21 protein-coding genes are annotated in these 23,048 nt (G+C 64.1%); 11 read left to right on the forward strand and 10 right to left on the reverse strand.

Features of this window, described 5'->3' with window-relative positions:
* Both AC5V87_RS10255 and AC5V87_RS10260 read right to left on the reverse strand, forming a co-directional pair.
* Entirely contained in the window at positions 1–426 is a 426-nt protein-coding gene (locus tag AC5V87_RS10255) for a type II toxin-antitoxin system VapC family toxin (protein WP_495370883.1), read from the reverse strand.
* Positions 423–707, reverse strand: a complete 285-nt coding sequence (locus AC5V87_RS10260) for a type II toxin-antitoxin system Phd/YefM family antitoxin (RefSeq protein WP_495371874.1) — start codon at positions 705–707, stop codon at positions 423–425. The genes AC5V87_RS10255 and AC5V87_RS10260 overlap by 4 nt, the downstream gene beginning before the upstream one ends.
* 230 nt (positions 708–937) lie before the next feature.
* On the opposite strand from AC5V87_RS10260, the gene glpD reads away from it, so the two are divergent.
* The 7 genes from glpD to AC5V87_RS10295 all read left to right on the forward strand — a co-directional run bounded on the left by glpD (position 938) and on the right by AC5V87_RS10295 (position 8,769).
* Complete coding sequence (gene glpD, locus AC5V87_RS10265; RefSeq protein WP_456840223.1) at positions 938–2,488, forward strand: glycerol-3-phosphate dehydrogenase; 1,551 nt, start codon at positions 938–940, stop codon at positions 2,486–2,488.
* On the forward strand, positions 2,485–3,624 hold the full coding sequence (locus AC5V87_RS10270; protein WP_495370884.1) for an ABC transporter ATP-binding protein: 1,140 nt from the start codon (positions 2,485–2,487) through the stop codon (positions 3,622–3,624). Before glpD ends, AC5V87_RS10270 begins: the two co-directional genes overlap by 4 nt.
* Positions 3,625–3,636: 12 nt before the next feature.
* A complete protein-coding gene (locus AC5V87_RS10275) occupies positions 3,637–4,722 on the forward strand; it encodes an ABC transporter ATP-binding protein (protein WP_495370885.1) in 1,086 nt (361 codons plus the stop codon).
* Positions 4,722–5,696, forward strand: a complete 975-nt coding sequence (locus AC5V87_RS10280; RefSeq protein ID WP_456840220.1) for a carbohydrate ABC transporter permease — start codon at positions 4,722–4,724, stop codon at positions 5,694–5,696. Before AC5V87_RS10275 ends, AC5V87_RS10280 begins: the two co-directional genes overlap by 1 nt.
* Entirely contained in the window at positions 5,696–6,502 is an 807-nt protein-coding gene (locus AC5V87_RS10285; protein WP_495370886.1) for a carbohydrate ABC transporter permease, read from the forward strand. Before AC5V87_RS10280 ends, AC5V87_RS10285 begins: the two co-directional genes overlap by 1 nt.
* A gap of 63 nt (positions 6,503–6,565) precedes the next feature.
* Positions 6,566–6,895, forward strand: coding sequence for a DUF2160 domain-containing protein (locus tag AC5V87_RS10290; protein WP_456840219.1), 330 nt, complete (start codon positions 6,566–6,568; stop codon positions 6,893–6,895).
* Between the two features lie 131 nt (positions 6,896–7,026).
* Positions 7,027–8,769 carry an ABC transporter substrate-binding protein gene (locus AC5V87_RS10295; protein WP_456843413.1) on the forward strand — a complete coding sequence of 581 codons (1,743 nt, stop codon included), beginning with the start codon at positions 7,027–7,029 and terminating at the stop codon, positions 8,767–8,769.
* A gap of 108 nt (positions 8,770–8,877) precedes the next feature.
* Here the strand turns inward: AC5V87_RS10295 and AC5V87_RS10300 are convergent, their stop codons facing one another.
* Complete coding sequence (locus AC5V87_RS10300; protein ID WP_456840218.1) at positions 8,878–9,585, reverse strand: TetR family transcriptional regulator; 708 nt, start codon at positions 9,583–9,585, stop codon at positions 8,878–8,880.
* Between the two features lie 157 nt (positions 9,586–9,742).
* On the opposite strand from AC5V87_RS10300, the gene AC5V87_RS10305 reads away from it, so the two are divergent.
* Both AC5V87_RS10305 and AC5V87_RS10310 read left to right on the forward strand, forming a co-directional pair.
* The gene (locus tag AC5V87_RS10305; protein WP_495371875.1) at positions 9,743–10,939 is read left to right on the forward strand and encodes an ABC transporter substrate-binding protein; all 1,197 of its coding nucleotides are present in this window, start codon (positions 9,743–9,745) and stop codon (positions 10,937–10,939) included.
* A 9-nt stretch (positions 10,940–10,948) separates the two neighbouring features.
* Positions 10,949–11,992, forward strand: a complete 1,044-nt coding sequence (locus AC5V87_RS10310; protein ID WP_495370887.1) for an aromatic ring-hydroxylating dioxygenase subunit alpha — start codon at positions 10,949–10,951, stop codon at positions 11,990–11,992.
* Positions 11,993–12,202: 210 nt separating this feature from the next.
* Here AC5V87_RS10310 and AC5V87_RS10315 read toward each other — a convergent pair whose 3' ends face one another.
* The 5 genes from AC5V87_RS10315 to AC5V87_RS10335 all read right to left on the reverse strand — a co-directional run bounded on the left by AC5V87_RS10315 (position 12,203) and on the right by AC5V87_RS10335 (position 19,149).
* A complete protein-coding gene (locus AC5V87_RS10315) occupies positions 12,203–13,303 on the reverse strand; it encodes an alkene reductase (RefSeq protein WP_456840217.1) in 1,101 nt (366 codons plus the stop codon).
* 284 nt (positions 13,304–13,587) lie between these two features.
* The gene (locus tag AC5V87_RS10320; RefSeq protein ID WP_456840216.1) at positions 13,588–14,091 is read right to left on the reverse strand and encodes a DUF1993 domain-containing protein; all 504 of its coding nucleotides are present in this window, start codon (positions 14,089–14,091) and stop codon (positions 13,588–13,590) included.
* A gap of 273 nt (positions 14,092–14,364) precedes the next feature.
* On the reverse strand, positions 14,365–15,666 hold the full coding sequence (locus tag AC5V87_RS10325) for a lytic murein transglycosylase (RefSeq protein ID WP_456840215.1): 1,302 nt from the start codon (positions 15,664–15,666) through the stop codon (positions 14,365–14,367).
* 205 nt (positions 15,667–15,871) lie between these two features.
* Positions 15,872–17,812, reverse strand: coding sequence for a glycosyltransferase (locus tag AC5V87_RS10330; protein ID WP_495370888.1), 1,941 nt, complete (start codon positions 17,810–17,812; stop codon positions 15,872–15,874).
* Entirely contained in the window at positions 17,809–19,149 is a 1,341-nt protein-coding gene (locus tag AC5V87_RS10335; protein ID WP_495370889.1) for an HlyD family secretion protein, read from the reverse strand. Before AC5V87_RS10335 ends, AC5V87_RS10330 begins: the two co-directional genes overlap by 4 nt.
* Before the next feature lie 283 nt (positions 19,150–19,432).
* Between AC5V87_RS10335 and htpX the strand changes: the two genes are divergently transcribed.
* Both htpX and AC5V87_RS10345 read left to right on the forward strand, forming a co-directional pair.
* On the forward strand, positions 19,433–20,389 hold the full coding sequence (htpX, locus tag AC5V87_RS10340; protein ID WP_495370890.1) for a zinc metalloprotease HtpX: 957 nt from the start codon (positions 19,433–19,435) through the stop codon (positions 20,387–20,389).
* 135 nt (positions 20,390–20,524) lie between these two features.
* Entirely contained in the window at positions 20,525–21,166 is a 642-nt protein-coding gene (locus AC5V87_RS10345; RefSeq protein WP_495370891.1) for a tetratricopeptide repeat protein, read from the forward strand.
* Between the two features lie 218 nt (positions 21,167–21,384).
* On the opposite strand, the gene AC5V87_RS10350 is transcribed toward AC5V87_RS10345, so the two are convergent.
* Entirely contained in the window at positions 21,385–21,735 is a 351-nt protein-coding gene (locus AC5V87_RS10350; protein ID WP_495370892.1) for a hypothetical protein, read from the reverse strand.
* Positions 21,736–21,897: 162 nt separating this feature from the next.
* Positions 21,898–22,701 carry a hypothetical protein gene (locus AC5V87_RS10355; protein ID WP_495370893.1) on the reverse strand — a complete coding sequence of 268 codons (804 nt, stop codon included), beginning with the start codon at positions 22,699–22,701 and terminating at the stop codon, positions 21,898–21,900.
* Positions 22,702–23,048 lie beyond the last annotated feature (347 nt).

Below are 23,048 nucleotides of genomic sequence, written 5' to 3' on the forward strand. Positions count from 1 at the left end.
TTAAGCTTCGTCCCACGGGTTGAGTAGCGGCACGCCGAAGGGGGCAAAATCCTTCGCATTGCGCGTGACGAGCGTGAGGCTGTTCGTGACCGCCGTGGCCGCAAAGAAGCCGTCCATAACAGACAATGCGACGCCGCTTCTGCGGCTCTGGGCCATCAGGTCGCCCCAGCGCTCGGCCACGGCGTGATCGATCGGCAGGACTCGTCGGGCGAACCGCGCCGGCAGATCGTTCGCAAGCCAGGCGGCCAGCGCGGTGCGCCGCCTGCCCTCCTCCAGCAATGCGATGCCGCGGCGAAGCTCAGCGATTGATGCAACGCTGATGAACGCACGGTCCTCGTCGATCGTATCGAGCCACGCCAGGAGTTTCGGCGAAGGCGCAGGTCGCTGAACCTCGGACAGCACGTTGGTGTCGAGCAGCAGGTTCACGGCATTTCGTCGCGTGGCGTGTCGTGCACGCGATCGAGCTCAAGCTCGGCGCCGCGCAGTGGCGAGGCGAGCAGGAATTCGGCAAGGGTGCCCTTGCGCGCTGTCTTGCGCGCCCATTCCTCGGCAGAAACCACCACCGCATTGGGCTTGCCGTGTCGGGTGATGACCTGCGGTCCGGTTTGAGCGCGGTCGATGACCTCCGACAACCGCGCCTTGGCATTGGCGAGCGTCCAGGTGTCATCAATCGGAAGTGAGTCACGTGCTGGGTTGTTATCGATCATGAAGCAGAAACCAATATGACTATTATGACTATAATTCTGCATCGCTGACCGTTCAAGGGTGCGTCCGCCTCGAATCGCAGCTCCGAACTGCTTCATTTCCGGTCCAATTGCTCGCCAAAAAAAGTTCCTCTTTCACTTCGCTTCCCCTCTCTTTCATCTTGCTTTCGTTTTTTGGTGTGATCTAATCAAAAACGAAAGTAGTCGCTCGAAGGAAGAGCGGTCGCCGGGGGATGCGTCTGTTGGAGCGTATTTTCGACCTCGCCATCATTGGAGGCGGTGTTAACGGCTGCGGCATCGCGCGCGACGCGGTGGGCCGCGGCAACACGGTTTTCCTGTGTGAAATGAACGATCTGGCGAGCGGGACGTCGTCCTGGTCGACCAAGCTGGTGCACGGCGGCCTGCGCTATCTCGAATATTACGAGTTTCGGCTGGTCCGCGAGGCGCTGATCGAGCGAGAAATCCTCTGGGGCATCGCGCCCCACATCATCCGGCCCCTACGTTTCGTCTTGCCGCATCACGCCGGGTTGCGCCCCGCCTGGCTGCTGCGCCTCGGTCTCTTCCTTTATGACCATATCGGGGGCCGGCACCTGCTGCCGGCCACCCGTTCGGTCGATCTTCGGCGTGACGAGGTCGGCAAGCCGCTGATCCCGAATCGCTACAGCCGAGCGTTCGAATACTCGGACTGCTTCGTCGACGACGCCCGCCTTGTCGTGCTCAACGCGCGCGATGCCGCCGACAAGGGCGCGGAGATCCGCACCCGCACCCGCGCCACCGAGATCCGCCAGTCCGACGGCATCTGGACCGTCGGCATGGTCAACACGCTGACCGGCGCGCGCTCGTCGATCCGGGCGAAGGCCTTGGTCAATGCCGGCGGCCCCTGGGTCGAGGACGTGCTCGGCCGCGGCGCCGGCGTCAACTCCAAAGCCAAGGTACGCCTGGTGCAGGGCTCGCATATCGTGGTCAAGAAGCTCTACGACCACGACCGCGCCTACATGTTCCAGAATGCTGACGGGCGCATCATCTTCGTGATTCCTTATCAGGACGATTTCACGCTGATCGGCACGACGGACCGGGATTATGACGGCGATCCTGCCAAGGTGAAGGCGACGCCGGAGGAGATCCAGTATCTCTGCACGGCGGCGAGCGAGTATCTGGCGAAACCCGTCACGTCCGATGACGTGGTCTGGACCTATTCCGGCGTGCGACCGCTTTATGACGATGGCGCCAACGAGGCCAAAGCCGCGACGCGCGATTACGTGTTCGAGCTCGATACCCCCGGTGGCGTGCCGCTGCTGTCGATCTACGGCGGCAAGATCACCACCTATCGGCGCCTCGCCGAAGAGGCGCTGGAGCGGCTCGCGCCCTATCTTCGCAGTGCAAAAGCGCGCGAGGGCTGGACCGGCAAATGGCCACTGCCCGGCGGCGACATGGGCGTGTCCGATGTCGACGGCCTGGTCGCCGAGCTTCAGCGCGGCTATCCCTTCCTCAGCCATGAGCATGCACGCCGCCTTGCGCGCGCCTACGGCACCAGGGCGATCAAGCTGCTCGGTGACGCCAAATCGGCCGCCGATCTCGGCCAGGTCTTCGGTGCGACGCTGACCGAGCGCGAGGTGCGCTATCTCATCGCCAATGAATGGGCGGTCACGGCCGAGGACATCGTCTGGCGCCGTTCCAAGCTCGGCCTGCGACTAAGTGCCGACGAGATCGCAGCGCTTGACGACTGGATCAGGACCCACGCTGTGCAGCAAAGTCCACTGCTGGAAGCAGGAGGACGCCCATGAGCGTGACACTCGATCACGTCACCCGGACCGTCGACGGCATCGCGCATATCCGCGACGTCTCGCTGACGCTCGAGAGCGGCACGCTCAACGTGCTGCTCGGACCGACGCTGTCGGGCAAAACCTCGATCATGCGGCTGCTCGCCGGCCTCGATAAGCCGACGACGGGCAGGGTGCTGGTTGGTGGCAAGGACGTCACCGGCGCCGACGTGCGCGAGCGGTCGGTCGCGATGGTCTACCAGCAATTCATCAACTACCCCTCGCTCACGGTCTATGAGAACATCGCCTCGCCCCTGCGCGTGCAGGGCAAGCCGCGCGAGGAGATCGAGAAGCGCGTGGCCGAGGCGGCAAAGCTGCTGCGGCTCGAGCCGTTCCTCAAGCGCACGCCGCTCCAGCTCTCCGGCGGCCAGCAGCAGCGCACCGCGATCGCGCGCGCGCTGGTCAAGGGCGCCGATCTCGTGCTGCTCGACGAGCCGCTCGCCAATCTTGACTACAAGCTGCGCGAAGAGCTGCGCGCCGAGCTTCCGCGCATTTTCGAGGCCTCGGGCGCGATCTTCGTCTATGCCACCACGGAGCCGACCGAGGCGCTGCTGCTCGGCGGCAACACGGTCTGTATGTGGGAAGGGCAGGCGCTGCAGATGGGCGAGACCGCCAATGTCTACCGCCGGCCGCAGACCTTGCGCGTCGCGCAGGTCTTCTCCGATCCGCCGCTCAATCTGGTCGGCATCGAGAAGAGGAACGGCTCTGTGCTATATGCCGGCGGCACGGCCTCGCCGGCCTCCGGCCTCTATTCCTCGCTCGCCGATGGCACCTATCGCGTCGGCTTCCGCGCCCATCAGCTTGGGCTTGCCGATGGCGAGGCCGACCGCCATGCCTTCCACGCCACTGTTACGGTGACCGAGATCACCGGTTCGGAGAGTTTCGTGCATCTGACCCGCGACGGATCGAACTGGGTGGCGGTGCTGCACGGCGTGCACGAGTTCGAGCCCGGCCAGACCATCGATGCCGTGCTTGATCCCAACGATGTGTTTGTGTTCGATGCGGCTGACCGCCTGGTCGCCGCTCCGGGCCCTATAGCGTTTTCAAGCGAAGTGCCTAGCGGTTCGCGTGAAGAAAACGCGTCAAAGAAAAAAGCTTGAGGGAGATGCGCCATGGCCCGCATTGACCTCGTCGATCTCGCCCATTCCTACGGCGGCAATGATGCGCCGCAGGAAAGCTTTGCGCTGAAGCCGGTGACCATGACCTGGCGGCAGGGCGGCGCCTATGCGCTGCTTGGCCCGTCCGGTTGCGGCAAGACCACGCTGCTCAATGTGATCTCCGGCATCATCACGCCCTCGCGCGGCAAGATCCTGTTCGACGGCAAGGACATCACGCCGCTGTCGACCCAGAAGCGCAACATCGCCCAGGTGTTCCAGTTTCCGGTCATCTACGACACCATGACCGTCGGGCAGAACCTGGCATTTCCGCTGAAGAACCGCGGCGTACCGAAGGCCGAGATCGACAAGCGCGTCGCCGAGATCGGCCGCCTGCTCGACCTCGAGCCCTATCTGAACCGCAAGGCCACGCGTCTCACCGCCGACGCCAAGCAGAAGATCTCGCTCGGCCGTGGCCTCGTCCGCTCCGACGTTGCCGCCGTGCTGTTCGACGAACCACTGACGGTGATCGATCCCGAGCTGAAATGGCAGCTGCGCTCCAAGCTGAAGGCGCTGCATCGCGAGCTCGACCTCACGATGATCTACGTCACCCATGACCAAACCGAGGCGCTGACCTTCGCCGACACCGTCGTCGTCATGCATGACGGCCGCGTGGTGCAGAGCGGCACGCCGGCCGAGCTGTTCGACAAGCCGGCACACACCTTCGTCGGTTACTTCATCGGCTCGCCCGGCATGAACATCCTGCCGGCGGAGGTGAGGGGACGCGAGGCCAGGGTCGACGGCCACATCATCGCGCTCAACCGCGCCTACGACAATCTTCCGGCGGGTGCCAAGATCGAGATCGGCGTGCGCCCCGAATTCGTCGAGGCCGTCGTGCCCGCGCCCGGCCTGCTCAGCGCGAAGATCGAACGCATCGACGATCTCGGCCGCATCCGCTTCGCGCGCGTGCGTGTTGGCGATGCCAAACTCGCGGCGCGCGCGCCGGCGGGCTTCACCTCATCCGACAGCACGGCCGGGCTCAAATTCGATCCGTCGCATGTCCACGTCTATGCCGACAGCCTTCTGGTGGAGGGAGCCGCCTGATGGACAAGACCGTCAACCAAAAAGCCTGGTTCCTGGTGCTGCCGGTGTTCCTGGTGGTCGCCTTCTCGGCGGTGCTGCCGCTGATGACGGTGGTGAACTATTCGATGCAGGATACCTTCGGCAACAACCAATTCTTCTGGAACGGTGTCGGCTGGTTCAAGGAGCTGCTCGACCCCTCGACCGATCTCGGCGGCCGCTTCCTCGCCTCGCTCGGGCGAAACTTGTTCTTCTCGATGGTGATCCTCGCGATCGAGGTGCCGCTCGGCATCGTCGTCGCGCTGTCGATGCCGCGCCAGGGCTGGACCGTCGCGGCCTGCCTCATCATCCTCGCGCTGCCGCTCCTGATTCCGTGGAACGTGGTCGGCACGATCTGGCAGATCTTCGGCCGGCCCGATATCGGCCTGCTCGGCTACGTGCTGAACGCCATCGGCATCGACTATAACTACGTCTCCAACGAGATCGACGCCTGGGTCACCGTCATCGTGATGGACGTCTGGCACTGGACCAGCCTCGTCGCGCTGCTCTGCTATGCCGGCCTGAAGTCGATCCCGGATGCCTACTACCAGGCGGCCCAGATCGACGGCGCCTCGCGCTGGGCGGTGTTCAAGGCGATCCAGCTGCCGAAGATGAACCGGGTGCTGCTGATCGCGGTGCTGCTGCGCTTCATGGACAGCTTCATGATCTACACCGAGCCGTTCGTCGTCACCGGCGGCGGACCCGGCAACTCCACCACTTTCGTGTCGATCGAGCTGGTCAAGATCGCGCTCGGCCAGTTCGACCTCGGCAAGGCCGCCGCGCTGTCGCTGGTCTACAATCTGATCATTCTGATCGTGTGCTGGATCTTCTACACCGTCATGACCAATGCCGGCGTCGAACGAAAGGTCCAGGCGGAGAGCGAGCCGGCGGTGGAGCCCAAGCCTTCGGCCGCGCTGAAGCCCGTACCCGCGCTCAAGCCAAAGGAAGGAGTGGCCTGATGCATTCGATTCCCGGCCGCCGCCTCATCATGGGGCTGTTCCTGGTCTTCCTGCTGCTGCCGATCTACTGGCTCGTCAATATGAGCTTCAAGACAAACAGCGAGATCGTCTCGACAATGACGCTGTGGCCGCACACGCCGACCTTGCAGCACTACAAGCGCATCTTCGCCGACGAGAGCTGGTATTCCGGCTACATCAACTCGTTGGAATACGTCGTTCTCAACACCATCATCTCGATCTCGGTGGCGCTGCCGGCGGCCTACGCCTTCTCGCGCTATCGCTTCCTCGGCGACAAGCATTTGTTCTTCTGGCTGCTGTCGAACCGCATGGCGCCGGCCGCGGTCTATGCGCTGCCGTTCTTCAACCTCTATTCGGCGATCGGCCTGTTCGATACGCCCTGGGCGGTGGCGCTCGCGCATTGCATCTTCAACGTTCCGCTCGCGGTGTGGATCCTCGAGGGCTTCGTCTCCGGTGTGCCGCGCGAGATCGACGAGACCGCCTTCCTCGACGGCTATTCCTTCCCGCGCTTCTTCATCAAGATCCTGGTGCCGCTGATTGCGAGCGGCATCGGCGTCGCCGCCTTCTTCTGCTTCATGTTCTCCTGGGTGGAGCTGCTGCTCGCACGCACGCTGACCTCGGTGCAGGCCAAGCCCATCGCCGCGATCATGACGCGCACGGTGTCGGCCGCCGGCATGGACTGGGGCTTGCTTGCGGCGGCCGGCGTGCTCACCATCATTCCGGGCGCGCTGGTGATCTGGTTCGTCCGCAACTACATCGCGCGGGGCTTCGCGCTCGGCCGGGTCTGACCCCATGATCCCGAAAAGTGAAAACCGGTTTTCGGACCAGGTCATGCGCAAGGAGTAAGAGCTATGGAATCCATCGCATGGATGGCGTGGACGCTGCCGACCGCTATCTTCTTCGCCGCGCTCGCCTGCACGCTGGCGGTGATGACGTGGCTCGCCGCGGTCTACCCCGAAACCGAGCGTGTCGGCGTGCTCAGCATTCCGACCACGCGCGGCGATCGCCTGTTCATCTCGCTGATAGCGGCCGCCGTGATCCATCTGCTCTGGATCGGCCTCGTCGGCACCGACGCGATCGCGACGCTGCCGGTCGGCGAGGAGGGTTTTGAAATCTCGAGCCTGTGGCTCGCATCAGGAATTTCGCTGGTCACGGCCGCGCTCATTTTCCGCACGGTCTGAAGCTCGCGAAGGGACGGCCAGATCCGGGATCTAACCCGGGCCTGTATAAAAGTTTGTCGCTGCAACGGAGGAACAACATGCGACAGTTTAGGAGAAGGAAAGGTCCATTGACCAAGAGCAGCTTTCTGACCATGTCCAGCGCCGCCGCGATCGTCGCGGTGTCGTTCGCCGTCTCGGCGCCGGTCCGCGCCGCCGACGAGGCTGTGATCCAGAAGTGGATCGCGGAATTCCAGCCCTCGACCCTATCGAAGGAAGACCAGAAGAAGGAGCTGGAGTGGTTCGCCAAGGCGGCCGAGCCGTTCAAGGGCATGGAGATCAACGTCGTCTCCGAGACCATCACCACCCACGAATACGAGTCGCAGACGCTGGCCAAGGCGTTCTCCGAACTCACCGGCATCAAGCTCAAGCACGACCTGATCCAGGAAGGTGACGTCGTCGAGAAGCTGCAGACCCAGATGCAGTCCGGCAAGAACGTCTATGACGGCTGGATCAACGACAGCGACCTGATCGGTACCCACTTCCGCTACGGCCAGACCGTGATCCTGTCGGATTACATGACCGGCGAAGGCAAGGACGTCACCGACCCGATGCTCGACGTCAACGACTTCATCGGCAAGTCGTTCACCACGGCGCCGGACGGCAAGCTCTATCAGCTCCCCGACCAGCAGTTCGCCAACCTCTACTGGTTCCGCTACGACTGGTTCACCAACCCCGACTACAAGGCCAAGTTCAAGGCCAAGTACGGCTACGAGCTCGGCGTGCCCGTGAACTGGTCCGCCTACGAGGACATCGCCGAGTTCTTCACCAACGACATCAAGGAGATCAACGGCGTCAAGGTCTACGGCCATATGGACTATGGCAAGAAGGACCCCTCGCTGGGATGGCGCTTTACCGACGCCTGGCTGTCGATGGCCGGCAACGGTGACAAGGGCATTCCGAACGGTCTGCCGGTCGACGAGTGGGGCATCCGCATGGAAGGCTGCCGCCCGGTCGGCTCCTCGGTCGAGCGTGGTGGCGACACCAACGGTCCGGCCGCGGTCTACTCGATCACCAAATATCTCGAGTGGCTGAAGAAGTATGCGCCGCCGCAGGCGCAGGGCATGACCTTCTCCGAAGCCGGCCCCGTTCCGGCGCAGGGCAACATCGCCCAGCAGATCTTCTGGTACACCGCCTTCACCGCCGACATGGTGAAGCCCGGTCTGCCCGTGGTGAATGAGGACGGTACGCCGAAATGGCGTATGGCCCCGTCGCCGCACGGCGCCTACTGGAAGGAAGGCATGAAGCTCGGCTACCAGGATGCCGGCTCCGCGACGCTGCTGAAGTCGACGCCGGCGGACCGCCGCAAGGCAGCCTGGCTTTATCTCCAGTTCATCGTCTCCAAGTCGGTGAGCCTGAAGAAGAGCCATGTCGGTCTCACCTTCATCCGTGAATCCGACATCTGGGACAAGTCGTTCACCGAGCGTGCGCCGAAGCTCGGCGGCCTGATCGAGTTCTACCGCTCGCCCGCGCGCGTGCAATGGACCCCGACCGGCAACAACGTGCCGGACTATCCGAAGCTCGCCCAGCTGTGGTGGCAGAACATCGGCGATGCGTCGTCCGGTGCGAAGACGCCGCAGCAGGCGATGGACGCTCTCGCGGCGGCCCAGGACTCCGTGATGGAGCGCCTGGAGAAGTCCGGCGTGCAGGGCGCCTGCGGTCCGAAGCTGCACAAGAAGGAGACGGCCGAGTACTGGTTCGCCAAGGCCCAGAAGGACGGCACCATCGCTCCGCAGCGCAAGCTCGCCAACGAGAAGCCGAAGGGCGAGACGGTGGACTACGACACGCTGATCAAGTCGTGGCCGGCGCAGCCCCCGAAGCGCGCGGAAGCGAAGTAAGCGGCGTCTAGCTCGTCAAATGCGAAAGGCCGGGAGCGATCCCGGCCTTTTTTCGCACGCGGCAATCAGTGCGGCATTGCAAGCGCAGCGAAAGTGCCGCTGGTCTCGTCAGTCCCTACGCCTCACCAGATCCTCGATCATCGCCTGCACATGCAGGAGCCACGTCTTTCGTCGTTCCTCGTCCGCAAGATCAACCTGCGTATAGCTCGACAGCGTGTACAGGTTGGCGCGGTAGAAATAGGTCAGCGACAGGATGGACAGGTAGAGGTGAAAGAGATCGCAGTTCGGCCGGAACTCGCGCCGTTCGATGCCGCTCTGCAGCACCCGCTCCAGCATGCCCAGTTGAGTATTGGAGAAACTGCGGCGGATGTTGTTCTTGACGTGACGGCCTTTGAAGAGATTCTCCGTGGCGAGAATGCTCAACAGCTCCGGATGCGCCCAATAGTAGTTCCAATTGAACGCGACCAGCGCCGCAAGCGCCTGGCGCGGGCTGGAAAAATCGAGATCGAGCGCCTCTTCCGATGCGACCAGGTCAGCATAGCAATGCTCGATCACCTGGTGAAACAGCTTCTCCTTGCTCTTGAAATAGTAATAGAGCATCCGGTCGTTGCTCCTGGCGGCCTTGCTGATGCGATCGACCCGCGCACCGCCATAGCCTTCGCGGGCAAACTCGGCGACGGCTGCATGCAGAATGGCTTCACGGGTCTTATCGGGCGCTCGCGTCCGTCGAACCGTTGATGCCCTTTTTCGCTTGCCAGGCCGCTTGAGGCGGGGGCCGGCCAAAGTGCGGGCTGGCTGCTCTGTGTCGTTGGCCATCATGTATCCCGGGAATCACGGCCAGTAGGATGGCGCCTGCCGTTTTTTTGGCAAGGCCGCCGTTACTTCGCCGTTGACAACCATCAGCGCCTGGTATTCGCTATGTAGTAAGTACTACATACACTCGCGATCCCAACGAAGGGAGGCTGATTTGCGCATTTCGGCTGTTGCGAAGCTTGTTGGAGTGGCCTTGACGGCAACCTACGCTGGGGCGTGGGCGGCGGAGCCGCCGCCGATCAAGATCGGCGAGATATCGAGCTATTCAGCTCTCCCGGTCGGCACCCGCGGCTATCGCCAGGGCTGGGAACTCGCACGCGACGAGATCAATCGAAGCGGCGGCGTTCTCGGTCGCAAGCTCGACATCATCGCTCGCGACGACGCCGGCAAGCCGGACGTTGCAATCACCGCCGCCGGGCAGCTTGTCGATGGTGAGCAGGTCGATCTCCTCACCGGCACGATTCTCTCCCATGTCGGACTCGCCGTGGCCGATTTCGCCAAGCAGAGGCGGATATTCTTTCTCGCTTCGCAGCCGCTGACCGATGCGCTCATCTGGGAAAAGGGCAATCGCTATACGTTCAGGCTGCGGCCGAGCACCTATACGCAAGCGTCAATTCTGGCAAAAGAGGCGGCCAAGTTCCCCGCGCGGCGCTGGGCGACGATTGCGCCGAACTACGAGTTTGGCCAAGCCGCGGTGGCCAGTTTCAAAAGCGAATTGAAGCGATTGAAGCCGGAGGTCGAATTCGTCTCCGAACAATGGCCGCCGCTCGGCAAGATCGATGCGGGTGCAGTTGTGCAAGCGATGATGGCGGAGCAGCCCGATGCCATTTTCAACGCGACGTTCGGCGCCGATTTGACGAAATTCGTGCGCGAAGGCACGACGCGCAATGTGTTTGCCAAGCGCGCGGTGGTCAGCATCCTCTCCGGCGAGCCGGAATATCTCGCCCCGCTGAAGGATGAAGCGCCGCCCGGCTGGCTCGTCACCGGGTATCCCTGGAGCGAGATCAAGACCTCGGCGCATGACTCCTTCTTGAAGGTCTATGTTGCGCGTTTCAAGGAGCCTCCGAATATCGGCGCGCTGATCGGCTACACCAACACGCTGGTGCTGGCAAAGGCGATCGAGACGGCCGGCTCGACCAAGACCGACGAGCTGATCAAGGCGATGGAGCATCTCAAGGTCGACACGCCCGTGGGCCCGATTTCCTTCCGGACGATTGATCACCAATCCACCATGGGAGTCTATGTCGGACAGCTCGCGGTGCGGGACGGCCAGGGGGTGATGACGGACTGGCGCTATGTCGACGGCGCCGACTATCAGCCCGCCGACGCCGAGGTGTTGGCCAAGCTGAAGAACTAGAGGTGCCGCATGAACCTGCTTGCTCCGCGTAACAATTGGTATCCGCTCACGTGGTCGCGCAATGTGACGCGCTTGCTCGCGCGACACCGCATTCTCGGCATGGACCTCGTCGTCTATCGCAGCGAAGCAGGTGAGGTGGTTGCACTGGATGATGCCTGCCCGCACCGGCTCGCGCCGTTGTCGATGGGCAAGCTCAAGGGCGATGCGATCGAATGCGGCTATCATGGCATGACGTTTGGCCCGGACGGGCGCTGCATCCGGATTCCCGGCCAGCCGATGATACCGCCGAACGCGCGGGTGCCATCATATCCGCTTCGGGAAAAGATGGGCCTCGTCTGGATCTGGCCCGGCGATCCCGCGCTCGCCGACCCATCGCTGATTTATTATCTGCCGCAGTTCGGCCAGAGCGGTTGGCATGTGGCGGAAGGAGACGCGCTCCGGATCGGGACAAACTATCTGAACCTCGCCGACAATCTTTGCGATCCCGCGCATGTCAGCTTCGTGCACCTGTCGACGCTTGGCAATTCGGCCAGCGAAGAAATTCCGGTGGAGCACAGCTTTTCCGAGCGCGGCGTGCTGGTGTGGCGGTGGATCAGGAACGCCCCGCCTATCCCGCTGTTCGCCAAGTACGGCAACTTCGGCGGCAATGTCGATCGCTGGCACTATTACGACTATATCGCTCCTTGCATCGCAGTGATCGATTTCGGGAGCGCGGACGCCGGCGTGATCGTTGATCCCGAGGAGCGAGGAAGGGGATTGCGGATATTCGCCTGCCATTTCATCACGCCGGTGGACGATCACGTTTGCATCGATCACTGGCTCCATGTCCGCAATTTCGCTGTGGGCGATGCCGATGTGGACCAGCGTCTGCACGCCGATTTTCGTATCGCGTTCAACGAAGACAAAGACATTCTGGAGCGCATAGAGGAGGTCTCGCAGGCGCGCCCCAATGCAAAATGCATCCGGCTCGGCATCGACGCCGCCCCCCAGCGCATGCGTCGTATCGTCGAGCGGATGGTGGCGTCCGAGTCCGAGGCGCGCGCATCGGCATGAACCGGCAAAGGCAAGAAGAAGGCCGGGAGCTATCCCGGCCTTCTCCTTTTCGCTCGCAATGACGAGCTTGTGGCACATGCGTCCCACGTTCGCGTTGTCATCGCCCGCGACGGCGGGCGATCCAGTACGCCGCAGCTCGTCGTTTCTAGCCGCGCCGTCTCGGAATACTAGATGCCCCGCCTTCGCTGGGCATGGCAGTGTGCCCGCCGCTTACTCCGCCGGCTCGGCCGCCAGCGTCGGGTAATCGGTGTAGCCCTTCGCGCCGCCGCCGTAGAAGGTGCTCTTGTCCCAGTCGTTCAGGCCCGCGCCCTGCTTCACCCGCTCGACCAGGTCGGGGTTGGAGATGAACGGCTTGCCGAAGGCGATGAGGTCGGCGGCGTTCGCGTCCAGCACCTTGGTGGCAAGATCGAAATCGTAGCCGTTGTTGGCGACGTAGGCGCCGGAGAAGCGCTTGCGCAAGGATGCATAGTCGAACGGGGCGATGTCGCGCGGCCCGCCGGTGGCGCCCTCGACGACGTGGAGATAGACCAGCTTGAGCGCGCTGAGGCCGTCGACGATGTGGTCGTACAGGGCTTGCGGGTTGGAATCCGAGATGTCGTTGGCCGGCGTTACCGGCGAGATTCGGATGCCGGTGCGATCGGCGCCGGCCTCCGCCACGACCGCCTTCGATACCTCCAGCATCAGCCGCGCGCGGTTCTCGATCGAGCCACCGTAAGCATCGGTGCGCTTGTTGGCGCCGTCCTTGGCGAACTGCTCGAGCAGGTAGCCGTTGGCACCGTGGATCTCGACGCCGTCGAAGCCGGCTTCCAGCGCATTCTTCGTCGCGCGCTTGAAGTCGTCGATGATCCCGGGAATCTCGGAAAGCTCGAGCGCACGCGGCTCGGAGACGTCGACAAAGCTGCCGTTCACGAAGGTCTTGCCCTTGGCACGGATCGCGCTCGGCGCCACCGGAGCTGCGCCATTCGCCTGCAGATCGACATGCGAGATGCGGCCGACATGCCAGAGCTGGATGAAGATCTTGCCGCCACGCTCATGCACCTTGTCGGTAACCTTGCGCCATCCCGCCGCCTGCTCCTTGGAATAGATGCCGGGGGTGTCCTGGTAGCCCTGGCCCTGTTGCGAGACTTGGCTCGCTTCGGTGATCAGGAGGCCTGCGGAGGCGCGCTGGCCGTAATAATCGGCCGCGAGCGCCCCGGGCACGAATGTGCCGGGAACGGCGCGGTTGCGCGTCAGCGGCGCCATGACGAAACGGTTGACCAGCGTGATCGGGCCGAGCTTGTAGGTCTCAAACAATTTGGTCGAACGGCTCATGGGAATGCTTCCAGGCGGTGAGAGGTCAGCAACACTTGTGCATCGCGACAACCCGCGCAAGAGAGGAGCCATACGGAAAGTGCAGGCGAGCTACGCGTGGGACCCCGCCTAGCATAATTCATGTGCAATTTCGGCCACGACAGCAGAATCCTGCTGCCGCGGCCGTGCGATTGCGCAAATCAGGTCAGGCCCAATCGATTCAAACTCAATCAGTTCGAGCCCAATCAGCTCAAGCCCAATCAGCTCAAGCCCAATCAGCTCAAGCCCAATCAGCTCAAGCCCAATCAGCTCAAGCCCATGAAATCGCGCTTGCCGATCTCGACGCCGTTGTGACGCAGGATGCCGTGAGCGGTCGCGCAGTGGAAATAGAAGTTCGGCAGCGAGAACGTGCTCAGGAACTGCTGGCCCTTCAGGGTCGTGGTCTTGTCGGGCCCGGTCGGGAAGGTGACGTCCTTGGTGTCGGCGCCCTCGAACTGCTCCGGCTTGAACGACTTCACGTAGTCGATGGTTTTCGCCAGCCGCTGCTTCAATTCTTCGAAGGTCTTTTCGGTGTCGGGATTGGAGGGCACTTCGCTGTGGGTCAGGCGCGCGCAGCCCTTGGTGGCGAAATCGCTGACGAGCTGGATCTGCTTCGACAGCGGCAGCATGTCCGGGAAGAGGCGGGAGCCGAGCAGCACGCTCGGATCGATCTTTTTGGCTGCGCAATGCGCCTCGGCCTTGGTGAGCAGGCCGGTCATGCTGTTCAGCATTTGCAAATAAGGGGGGACGACGGCGTCGTAGAAGGACATGTGATGCTCGCTTCAATGGTGGAAATCTCAGGAGAAAACCTGAGCCACTCACATGGGAGCCTCATGGAAAAATACAATCGCGCAACGCCGCCTGTGCAGTGCGAAAATTCTACCGCCTCACCGCTCCCCCACCCACGGTGTCATCGCCCGCCTTGTGCGCACTAGCGCACTGGGGCGGGTGATCCAGTACTCCGAAACCGTCGTGGTCAAATCGACAGGTTGCGGCGTACTGGATTCCCCGCCCTTCGCGGGGGATGAGGACGGATAGACTATTTAGCGCATCACACCCGCCGGCTGCGCCTGCGCCGTGCCGCCGCGCATACGGGCGAGCAGCTCCGCCGTCGGCCAGGAATCCGCCGGCAGGCCGTACTTGATCTGCATTGCCTTTACGGCGGCGCGGCTCTGCTGGCCCAGCACGCCGTCGACCTTGCCGACATTGAAGCCGGCCTGGACCAGCAGCTGCTGCAATTGCTTGAGCTCGTTGAACGGCAGCTGCGCCACCGGCTGGGCAGGTTTTCGCATCGGCGCTGCGCCGGCGATGCGCGAGGCGAGATAGCCCGCGGTGGTCGAATAGATCAGCGAATTATTCCACTCGGTATAGGCCGCGAAATTCGCATAGGCCATGAAGGCCGGCCCATTGCGGCCCATCGGCAGCAGCACGGAGGCTGCGAGATTGTCGTTCGGCAGCGGCCGTCCGTCGGGATAAGTGACGCCAAGCTGCGCCCATTTCGAACGCGGCTCTCGCACCGTGAGATCGGTCTGCTCCCACGGCAGGCTCGAGGGCACCTTGATCTCCTCCAGCCACGGCTCGCCGCGCCGCCACTTCAGGCCGTTGGCGATGTAGTTCGCGGTCGAGCCGATCACGTCGGGGCCCGAGCGCAACAGATCGCGCCGTCCGTCGCCGTCATAGTCGACGGCGTAGTTGACGTAATGCACCGGCAGGAACTGGGTCTGTCCGAGCTCGCCGGCCCAGGAGCCGATCATTTCGTCGGGCGTGAGATCGCCGCGGTCGATGATCTTCAGAGCCGCGATGGTCTCGTTCACGAACATCTCCGACCGGCGGCAATCATAGGCCAGCGACACCAGCGATTTCAGCGTCGGCAGGTTGCCCATGTTGGCGCCGAAGTCGCTCTCAAGGCCCCAGAACGCGGCGATCACCGCCGGCGGCACGCCGTACTCCTTCTCGGCACGCGCGAACGCCGCGGCGTATTGCTTGATGTGCTGCTGCCCGTTCTGCATGCGATAGGGCGCGGCCATGCGGCCGGCAAATTCGGTGAAGAGCTGGCCGAACACGCGCTGGCCGCGGTCGCGATTGACGATGCTCTGGTCGTAGACGAGGTACGGCGACGCCTCTGTGATCGTCCGCTGCGACACGCCCGCGGCGACCGCCTGTTGTTTCACCTCAGCGAGGAAGCGATCGAAGCTCGCCCCGTTGTGGCACGAGGCCGCGCGCGGCGATGGCGTGGTGGCCTTCGGCGCGGCAGGCCTTGCGGGCGGCGGTGCGAACTGGGCGGAGGCGGTGGCGGAGCATGCGAGGAGCGCGACGGCCGCGATCAGAAATCGGGTCTGGACCATAAGGGTTCCGGCAGGGAAGGACGGACGAGGATTCGCGTGAAGTCTAAAGCATGATCCGGAAAAGTGCGAAGCGGTTTTCCGGAAAGATCATGCGCAAACAACAACCTAAAGCGCGATGACGATTTATCCAAGTCTCATCGCGCTTTAGGTGAACTCACACCCTCAGGCCATCCTTTCCATGCCAGGCCGGGCCGCGGAACGCGAGCTAGCCAAACAGTCGCATCAGCAGCGCCTTCCCAACCGGGAACGCTCTGACGCCCCGGTAGGCGCGCACATATTCGCCGGCATAGAACGCCCGGATCGCGTGCACACGCGTATCCATGCCCTCCGCGAAGCGGACCGCAAAACCGTCCGTCGTCCGCCGCACCACGACGGCCGCGATCGAGCGGCCATAGATCTGGCACTCGATCGTGCTGCCGGGAAGCGGCGGATCGGGATCGATCAGCCGGGCGCCCGTGATGGAGATGTCGGCAAGCCGCGCCAGGTGCGACTTGCCGTCCTGGCGCAGCAGCACGGGTTCATTGCGGTGGAAGCGTTCCGCCTTTCGCTTGCGCGGCTGCTCGATGCAGACGAAGCAGACCACGGTGAGGATGAATGCGTTATAGAGGCTCCACGCCAGCGCCAGCCCGCCGTAGGCGATGTTCTCGCCGCGCAAATGCAGGATGAAAGCGTAGGCGATCGACACGAGCGTGATGACCAGCGCACTGCCATAGATTCGCAGCAACGGCCATTCGACGAATCTGTTGTCGCGGTCGCCGCCTTTCGCGGTGACCTTGAATTTGTGCCCCTGTGGCTTCAGCAGGCCGGCCGCCACCGCCTTCAGCACCGCGGGCGCGGCGATCAGTTGCGAGACGTCGGTCATCATCGCGAGCGACCGGCCGTGCGACAGCCAGGCCATGCTGAGTCCGTGCCAAACATAGAACGGCAGGAAGAAGCGGAGCAGCTCGGTGAGATCGGCCTGCACCGCCTTGATGCCGAACAACAGGAACAGCCAGGGCACGACGAGACCCGCGATCTTTGCGGAGTAAACCGCGGCCCAGCTCATGAAGGCGTCGACCAGCGAGAGCCGGTCAATGAAAGAGAGTTTTGATGCCCGCGAAAACGGTCCGCTGCGGCCGCGGACGATCTGCATGAAGCCGAGACACCAGCGGGCGCGCTGGGTGATGTATTCCTTCAGCCCCTCCGGTGCGAGGCCGATCGTCAGCCGCTCGTTGAGATAGACCGTGGTGAGGCCGCATTCCTTCAGGCGAAGCGTGACGAGATAATCTTCCGTGACGGAATCGGTCGGAAAGCCGCCGATCTGCACAAGCCCCTCATAGCGAATGAGAGATGACGTGCCGCAGCAGAACGCGACGCCCCAGGCGTCCTTGGCCGGCATCAATATGTCGAAGAAGAAGCGCTGCTCGTCGGGCCAGACGTCGGTCGCGGCGAGATTGGTCTGGATCGGGTCGGGATTGATGAAATGCTGCGGCGTCTGCACCACGCCGACCGATGCGTCGTCCATCAGCGAGATGGTTCGGGCCAGGAAGTCCGGCCGCGGCACGAAATCCGCATCGAGGATGGCCACGAATTGCGGCGGCTCGGCCAGCGTGCCGACATGCCTCAGCGCATGATTGATGTTGCCGGCCTTGGCATCGCGGTTGTCGGGCCGCGTCAGATAACGGCAGCCGAGATCGCCGGCGAGCCGCCGCAGCCAAGGGCGGCGGCCGTCGTCGAGCAGCCAGACGCGGTAATTGCCGTACTCCATGCCGGTGGCGCCGATGATCGTGCGCTCGAGGATTGATCGCTCCTCGTTGTAGGTGCAGATGAAGACGTCGATCAGCGGCGCGCCCGGATCGCTGGCGCGGCTGGCGATCCTGGGCGCCTTGGTGCGGTCGCGCGTGCGGCTGAGGAACAGCAGCGACAGCGCGACCGCAACCAGCGAGGCGGCCTCCAGCAGCATGAAGGGATAGCCGGTCACGGCATCCGCCGTCAGGCGTAGCGGAGGCAGCGTCGAAGTCACGCGCCAATGAAGATAACGAAGCAGCAGCGCCAGCGACACCACGGCCAGGAACGAGCGGGCCATCGTGCTGTCGCGCCTCAGCAGCGGCGCGATCGCCGTGAAGGCGCCGAGCGCAATCAGGCCGGGCGCCAGCGCCATCGTCACGATGCGCCTTCGCGGCCGGCAAACACGACACGGCCGGTGCGTCCCACCGTGCAGCCGTGGGCGGCGGCATCAGCGAGCGCAACGGTCACGCGGTAAGGCTCCTTGCTCAGCGCGTCCGGATTGATGGCGAGATTGGCGGGCGCACCCGCGCCCCCGGTCAGATTGACGACCGTGCCCGAGATCGCCGCGCCGCCGTCGTTCGGCTCGAACGTGGCGTGATCTCCGAGCTGCAGGCGGTTGTAGACGTTCTCGGTGACATTGGCGGTGATGACGGCGCTGCTGCAATCGAGCACCTTGAGCAGCGGCTGACCCGCCTGCACGTCCTCGCCGGGCGAGGTCATCATCTCCCAGACGCGGCCCGCAACGGGCGTCGTGATGTTGGCCTCGGAGAGGTCGGCGAAGCGGACCTCCTCGACGATGATCTCGTTGGCGAGCCAGGCGATCTCGGTGTCGATGCGGGCGAGATCGGCCTCGAGGTCGCTGGCGCGCTGGCGCATCTCCTCCTCGCGCTGCACCGAGCTCGGGCGGTCGTTGTAGCTGTCGCCGAGGAACGAGCCGTTCTGTGCCGCGGCAAGCTCGACCTTGGCGGCATCCAGCCGCTTGCGCGCGCCGAGCTCGGTCTGCTGCGCCACCGAGAGCTCGCGCGTCAGCCGCGCCAGCTCGACGGTCGAGACATTGCCCGATTTCGCCAGCGACGAGGCGCGCTCGACCGCGGCGCTGGCCTCGTCGCGTCGCGCCGCGGCCGCTTCGATCGAGGTCTGAATCTCGGCGATGCGGGCTTCGAGCTGGAGGACCCGTCCGTCGCGGAATTGCGCGGCCTGCCGTGCCAGATCCTTCTGTGCGGATTGAGCGGAGGCGAGCTTGGCGGCCAGGCTCGGTCGCTCGTTCTCCAGGCGAGATTTCTGCCGCCGGAGATCGTCGAGGCGGGTGCGGTCGCTGCGTGAGTTCACCACGCGCAGGACCACGGTTCCGGCGTCGAGCCTCGCTTGATCGATCATGCGATGGGCGGCCGCGACGCGGCCACCGATCGGCGTTCGCAGGGTGACGAGGCGGGAATTCAGCACGGCCTCGACGCTCGAATATTCCCAGATCGCGCGCAGCGGCAGCCAGCCGAACACGGCGGTGATCGCAAGTCCGATCGCGATCTTAGCGCCACGTCGCAGATGCGGCGAGCGCCGCCCTGAGTCCGGTGCGGTCTGCGCTTCGGGCGCGTGGCCGGGCTCGTCATTGGCGAACAGCTGCTCGTGCAGCGCCTCCTGCAATCCTTTCGCGTCGGTCTCGTGAGAGGAGGGAGCGGATGCGGAGTCCACGGAAGCGGCGCGCGAGCGGTCTACCATGACGGTCACCTTGCGGACGGAAGCCGATGGAACCGGTCAATGCGCAAGGGCCGCGCAGTGTGCCAGGTTACCGCCACTATGCCGACGCCGCGCTTTCCAGGTTGCTAAGCGTGCGCACGCGTTTTTGCACAATTCCCGGTCAAGCTTTAGCGGCTGGGGAAAGGCTGGCCGCACCGCCCTCGATCTGCGGCTCCGCGACGCATGAACCTTGCGATGCACGGCGCCAATCATACTTCGAAGATGCCGGCCGAAGGCCCGCCCGCGGCCGGTTTGGGAGACGGCCATGAACTATCTTCGTACCGCAATGCTGCTCGCAGGCCTCACTGCCCTGTTCATGGGCGTGGGCTATCTGATCGGCGGTGCCTCGGGCGCCATGATCGCGCTCGTCATCGCGGCTGCGACCAATCTCTTCACCTACTGGAACTCTGATCGCATGGTGCTCTCGATGTACGGGGCCCATCAGGTCGACCGCGCCAGCGCGCCGGAACTGGTCGGCCTCGTCGCCGAGCTTGCCGGCCGCGCAGGATTGCCGATGCCGCGCGTGTTCGTGATGGATGAGCCGCAGCCAAATGCGTTCGCGACCGGCCGCAATCCGGAAAATGCGGCCGTCGCCGTCACCATCGGACTGATGAACCAGCTCAGCCGCGAGGAGCTCGCCGGTGTGATCGCGCACGAGCTTGCGCATATCAAGAACCACGACACGCTGCTGATGACCATCACCGCCACCATCGCCGGCGCGATCTCCATGCTGGCGCAGTTCGGCATGTTCTTCGGCGGCCACCGCGACAACAACGGTCCGGGCATCGTCAGCTCGATCCTGATGATGATCCTGGCGCCGCTCGGCGCGATGCTCGTGCAGATGGCCATCAGCCGCACCCGCGAATACGCCGCCGACGATCTCGGCGCGCGCATCGTCGGACAGCCGATGTGGCTGGCCTCGGCGCTGGTGAAGATCGAGGGCGCGGCGCACCAGGTCCCGAATTTCGAGGCCGAGCGCAATCCTGCGACCGCGCACATGTTCATCATCAATCCGCTGTCGGGCCATGGCGTGGACAATCTGTTCGCCACCCACCCCTCGACGCAGAATCGCATCGCGGCGCTCCAGCAGCTTGCGGCGCAGCTCGGCACACATGCGGCGCCATCGGTTGGCGCCAACGAGAACTATCCGCCGCAGGGCCCCTGGGGCCGCTCGTCCTCGCGCGGGCCGTCTCGTGGCCCTTCTCGTGGGCCTTGGGGCTGATGGAGCCGGTCAGGAATTGTGCCTGGGTTTGTGACCTGGCGCACAAAGGATGGCCCCAGCCGGTGTTAACACGCAGGCGAGCCACTTCCTTCGAAAGGGGATGCGTGGCCGGCCCGGCGCCGGCCACGATCGAAGATGACCAGAACTGCCGTACCATTGCTGATCGTCCTTTGCGTGCTGATCGGGCTGTCCACGCACATGGTCGTCAATTGCGGCGACGAGGACGATCCCGACATCTGCTCGGCCGTGATCGGCTTCTCGCCGCTGCGCGGCTCGCTGATCGCCTTTGCCTATGAGGGGCGCGGACGGATCGCGCTGCGCCACGGCGACTTCCGCCGGGCGATCGCCGATTTCGACGAGGCCATCCACCTCAATCCCAATCGCGCCTCGCTCTATCGCGACCGCGCGCTGGCCCACCGCCAGAACGGCGACCTCGCACGCGCCATCGAGGATTACGACGAGGCGATCGCGCATGATCCAAAGCTCGCCGCGCCCTATCACCAGCGCGCCCTGGCGCTTGCTGCGACCGGCGATCTCGACCGCGCGATCCTGAGCTACAACACGGCGATCCGCCTCGACCCCTCGGACGCGCAGGCCCGCCTCGACCGGGGCCTTGCCTTCCTCGCCCGCGGTCAGGCCGACGACGCCCGCGCCGATTTCGAGGCCGCGCTGGCGCTGCCCGCCGGCAAGGACGTCCGGACCCGCGAGGCCGCACGCGCCAAGCTCGCCGAGCTCGCGAGCGCCGAGCCGACCCAGGTGGCGGCGCCGAGAAGGTGAAGAGTGCTTCTCTCGCTCTCCCGTTCTTGAGGGGGCGCGACGAGCTTCGCTCGCGCTGAGAGGGTTGAGGCGAGGGACTCTATCCACACGCGCGACGGCCGCGGTACCTCTACCCCCTCACCCGGATCGCGCCGGACGATGCTTCGCATCGCCGGGGCAATCCGACCGCCCCCGCAAGCAGCCCGCAAGCAGGGAGAGGTGACGCGCACGAGCCGCGCCTACTTCGCCTTCTTGGCTTTCGCCTTCTTCGCCTTGGCCTTCTTCGCCGGCTTCTCTTCCTTCGTCTTCTCCGCCTTCACTGCCACCGGCGTGCTCGCGGCAATCCGCATCGACCTGGCGTAGCTGTCGGCGACGTTGTCGGCGGACATCTGCAGGCGCCTGGCGGCAGCGGTGGCCTGCTCCATGGTGGCCTTGGCCATCATCTTGAAGCGCTCGCCGGCCTCCTTGCCCTTGGCCTTGGCCGCAAGGCCGTTGAAGCGATCCCGCCGCTCCTTGGCGCGGGTCATCAGGCCCGTATGCAGTTGTCTGGCCAGTTGCCGGATCACGACATCCAGGTCGGCGTCCGCCATGTTGTTCTATCCTCTTGAAAACAGTCTCGATGCGGGCGGGACTATGCAGATCGGGCCCCACCTTGGCAATTCCTCCCCAGGCGTCATCCGCAGCTTCCGGTTGGCAAAACAAAAAAGCCGCGCTGGCTGGCGCGGCTTTTGGGGTGGATTGGCGCAGACGCCTTATTTCAGCGAGGCGACCGGTCCGCTCGAGGCCGCCGGGTCGGGGTCGAAGCCGAACACGCCGACCAGATATTTGTAATAGTCCGGCATCTTCTCCTTGAGCGCCTCGCGCGACTTCGGATCGTGGAATTCGCTCTTGCCCGCCAGGAAGATGCTGCCGGTCACGGCAAAGAACTCCATGGGATTCTTCATCGCATAGGATTCCTTGGGCAGGAGATCCTTGGTCTTGGCCAGCGCGTAATAGAGGATCACGCCCTTGTTGGCGTAGCCGTCCGGCAACAGCCGGGCGTGATAGGCGTGCAGCAGCTCGTGCAGCAGCACGGCCTCCTTCTCGTAGCGCATCATGTCCGGGCGCAGCATGATGACGCCGAGGCCCGAATCGACCGCGAGGTCGACGGCATTGGGATTGGTCCAGCGCTGCTTGTCATGATCCCACACCGTCAGCGTCCGCGGCGCGCTGCGCTGGATGTCCGGCGTGACGCGGCCGTAGCAGGCGGTCGCGGCGCCCTCGTCGAGACAGGCGAGCTCGCTCGCGACGATCGGGACGGTGCGGAAGAAGCGCAGCACGCGCGGCGACAGACCGGCTGCTTCGACGACGTCGATCTGCTGCTTCACATTCTTGGTGAGCTTGTCGACGTCCTTGCGCTCGGAATTCTCCGTGAGGTCGAACATGTAGCCGCGGTAGCTCTGGAAGCCGGGCGGCAGCGGCTGCGCTGCGCCGGCGGCATCGAGCGAGCCGGCATGGGACGGATTGGCGAAGAGCGCGCCGACAATGGTTGCGGTCAGCAGCAACGCAATGCGCATGATGAACCCCCTGATGTCACTTCGCCGGGCAGGATAGGCCACCGTTGTTTGCGAAAAGTGAGTGGGGCAACACTAAGGCACCGATGTTGAGGCGTGCTTAACCGCCGGTTGCAGATCGCGCGGATGGATTAGGGACGGGTTAACCAAGGCCGACAGCGCGGGCGCCAGCCTGTCATCCGTCGCCCTGAGGTGGCCGCTTCTTCAGCCGCCCTCGAAGGGCGACGGCCCAGCTGCATCGGCCGTGCATCCTTCGAGGCTCCCCCTGCGGTGCTCTGCACTGCAGGCCTCGCACCTCAGGATGACGGGATGGGTACTGAGGTGTAGATTCATCGGAGGGCAGCAAGCCC

Source organism: Bradyrhizobium sp. SOJA106 (assembly GCF_059448745.1).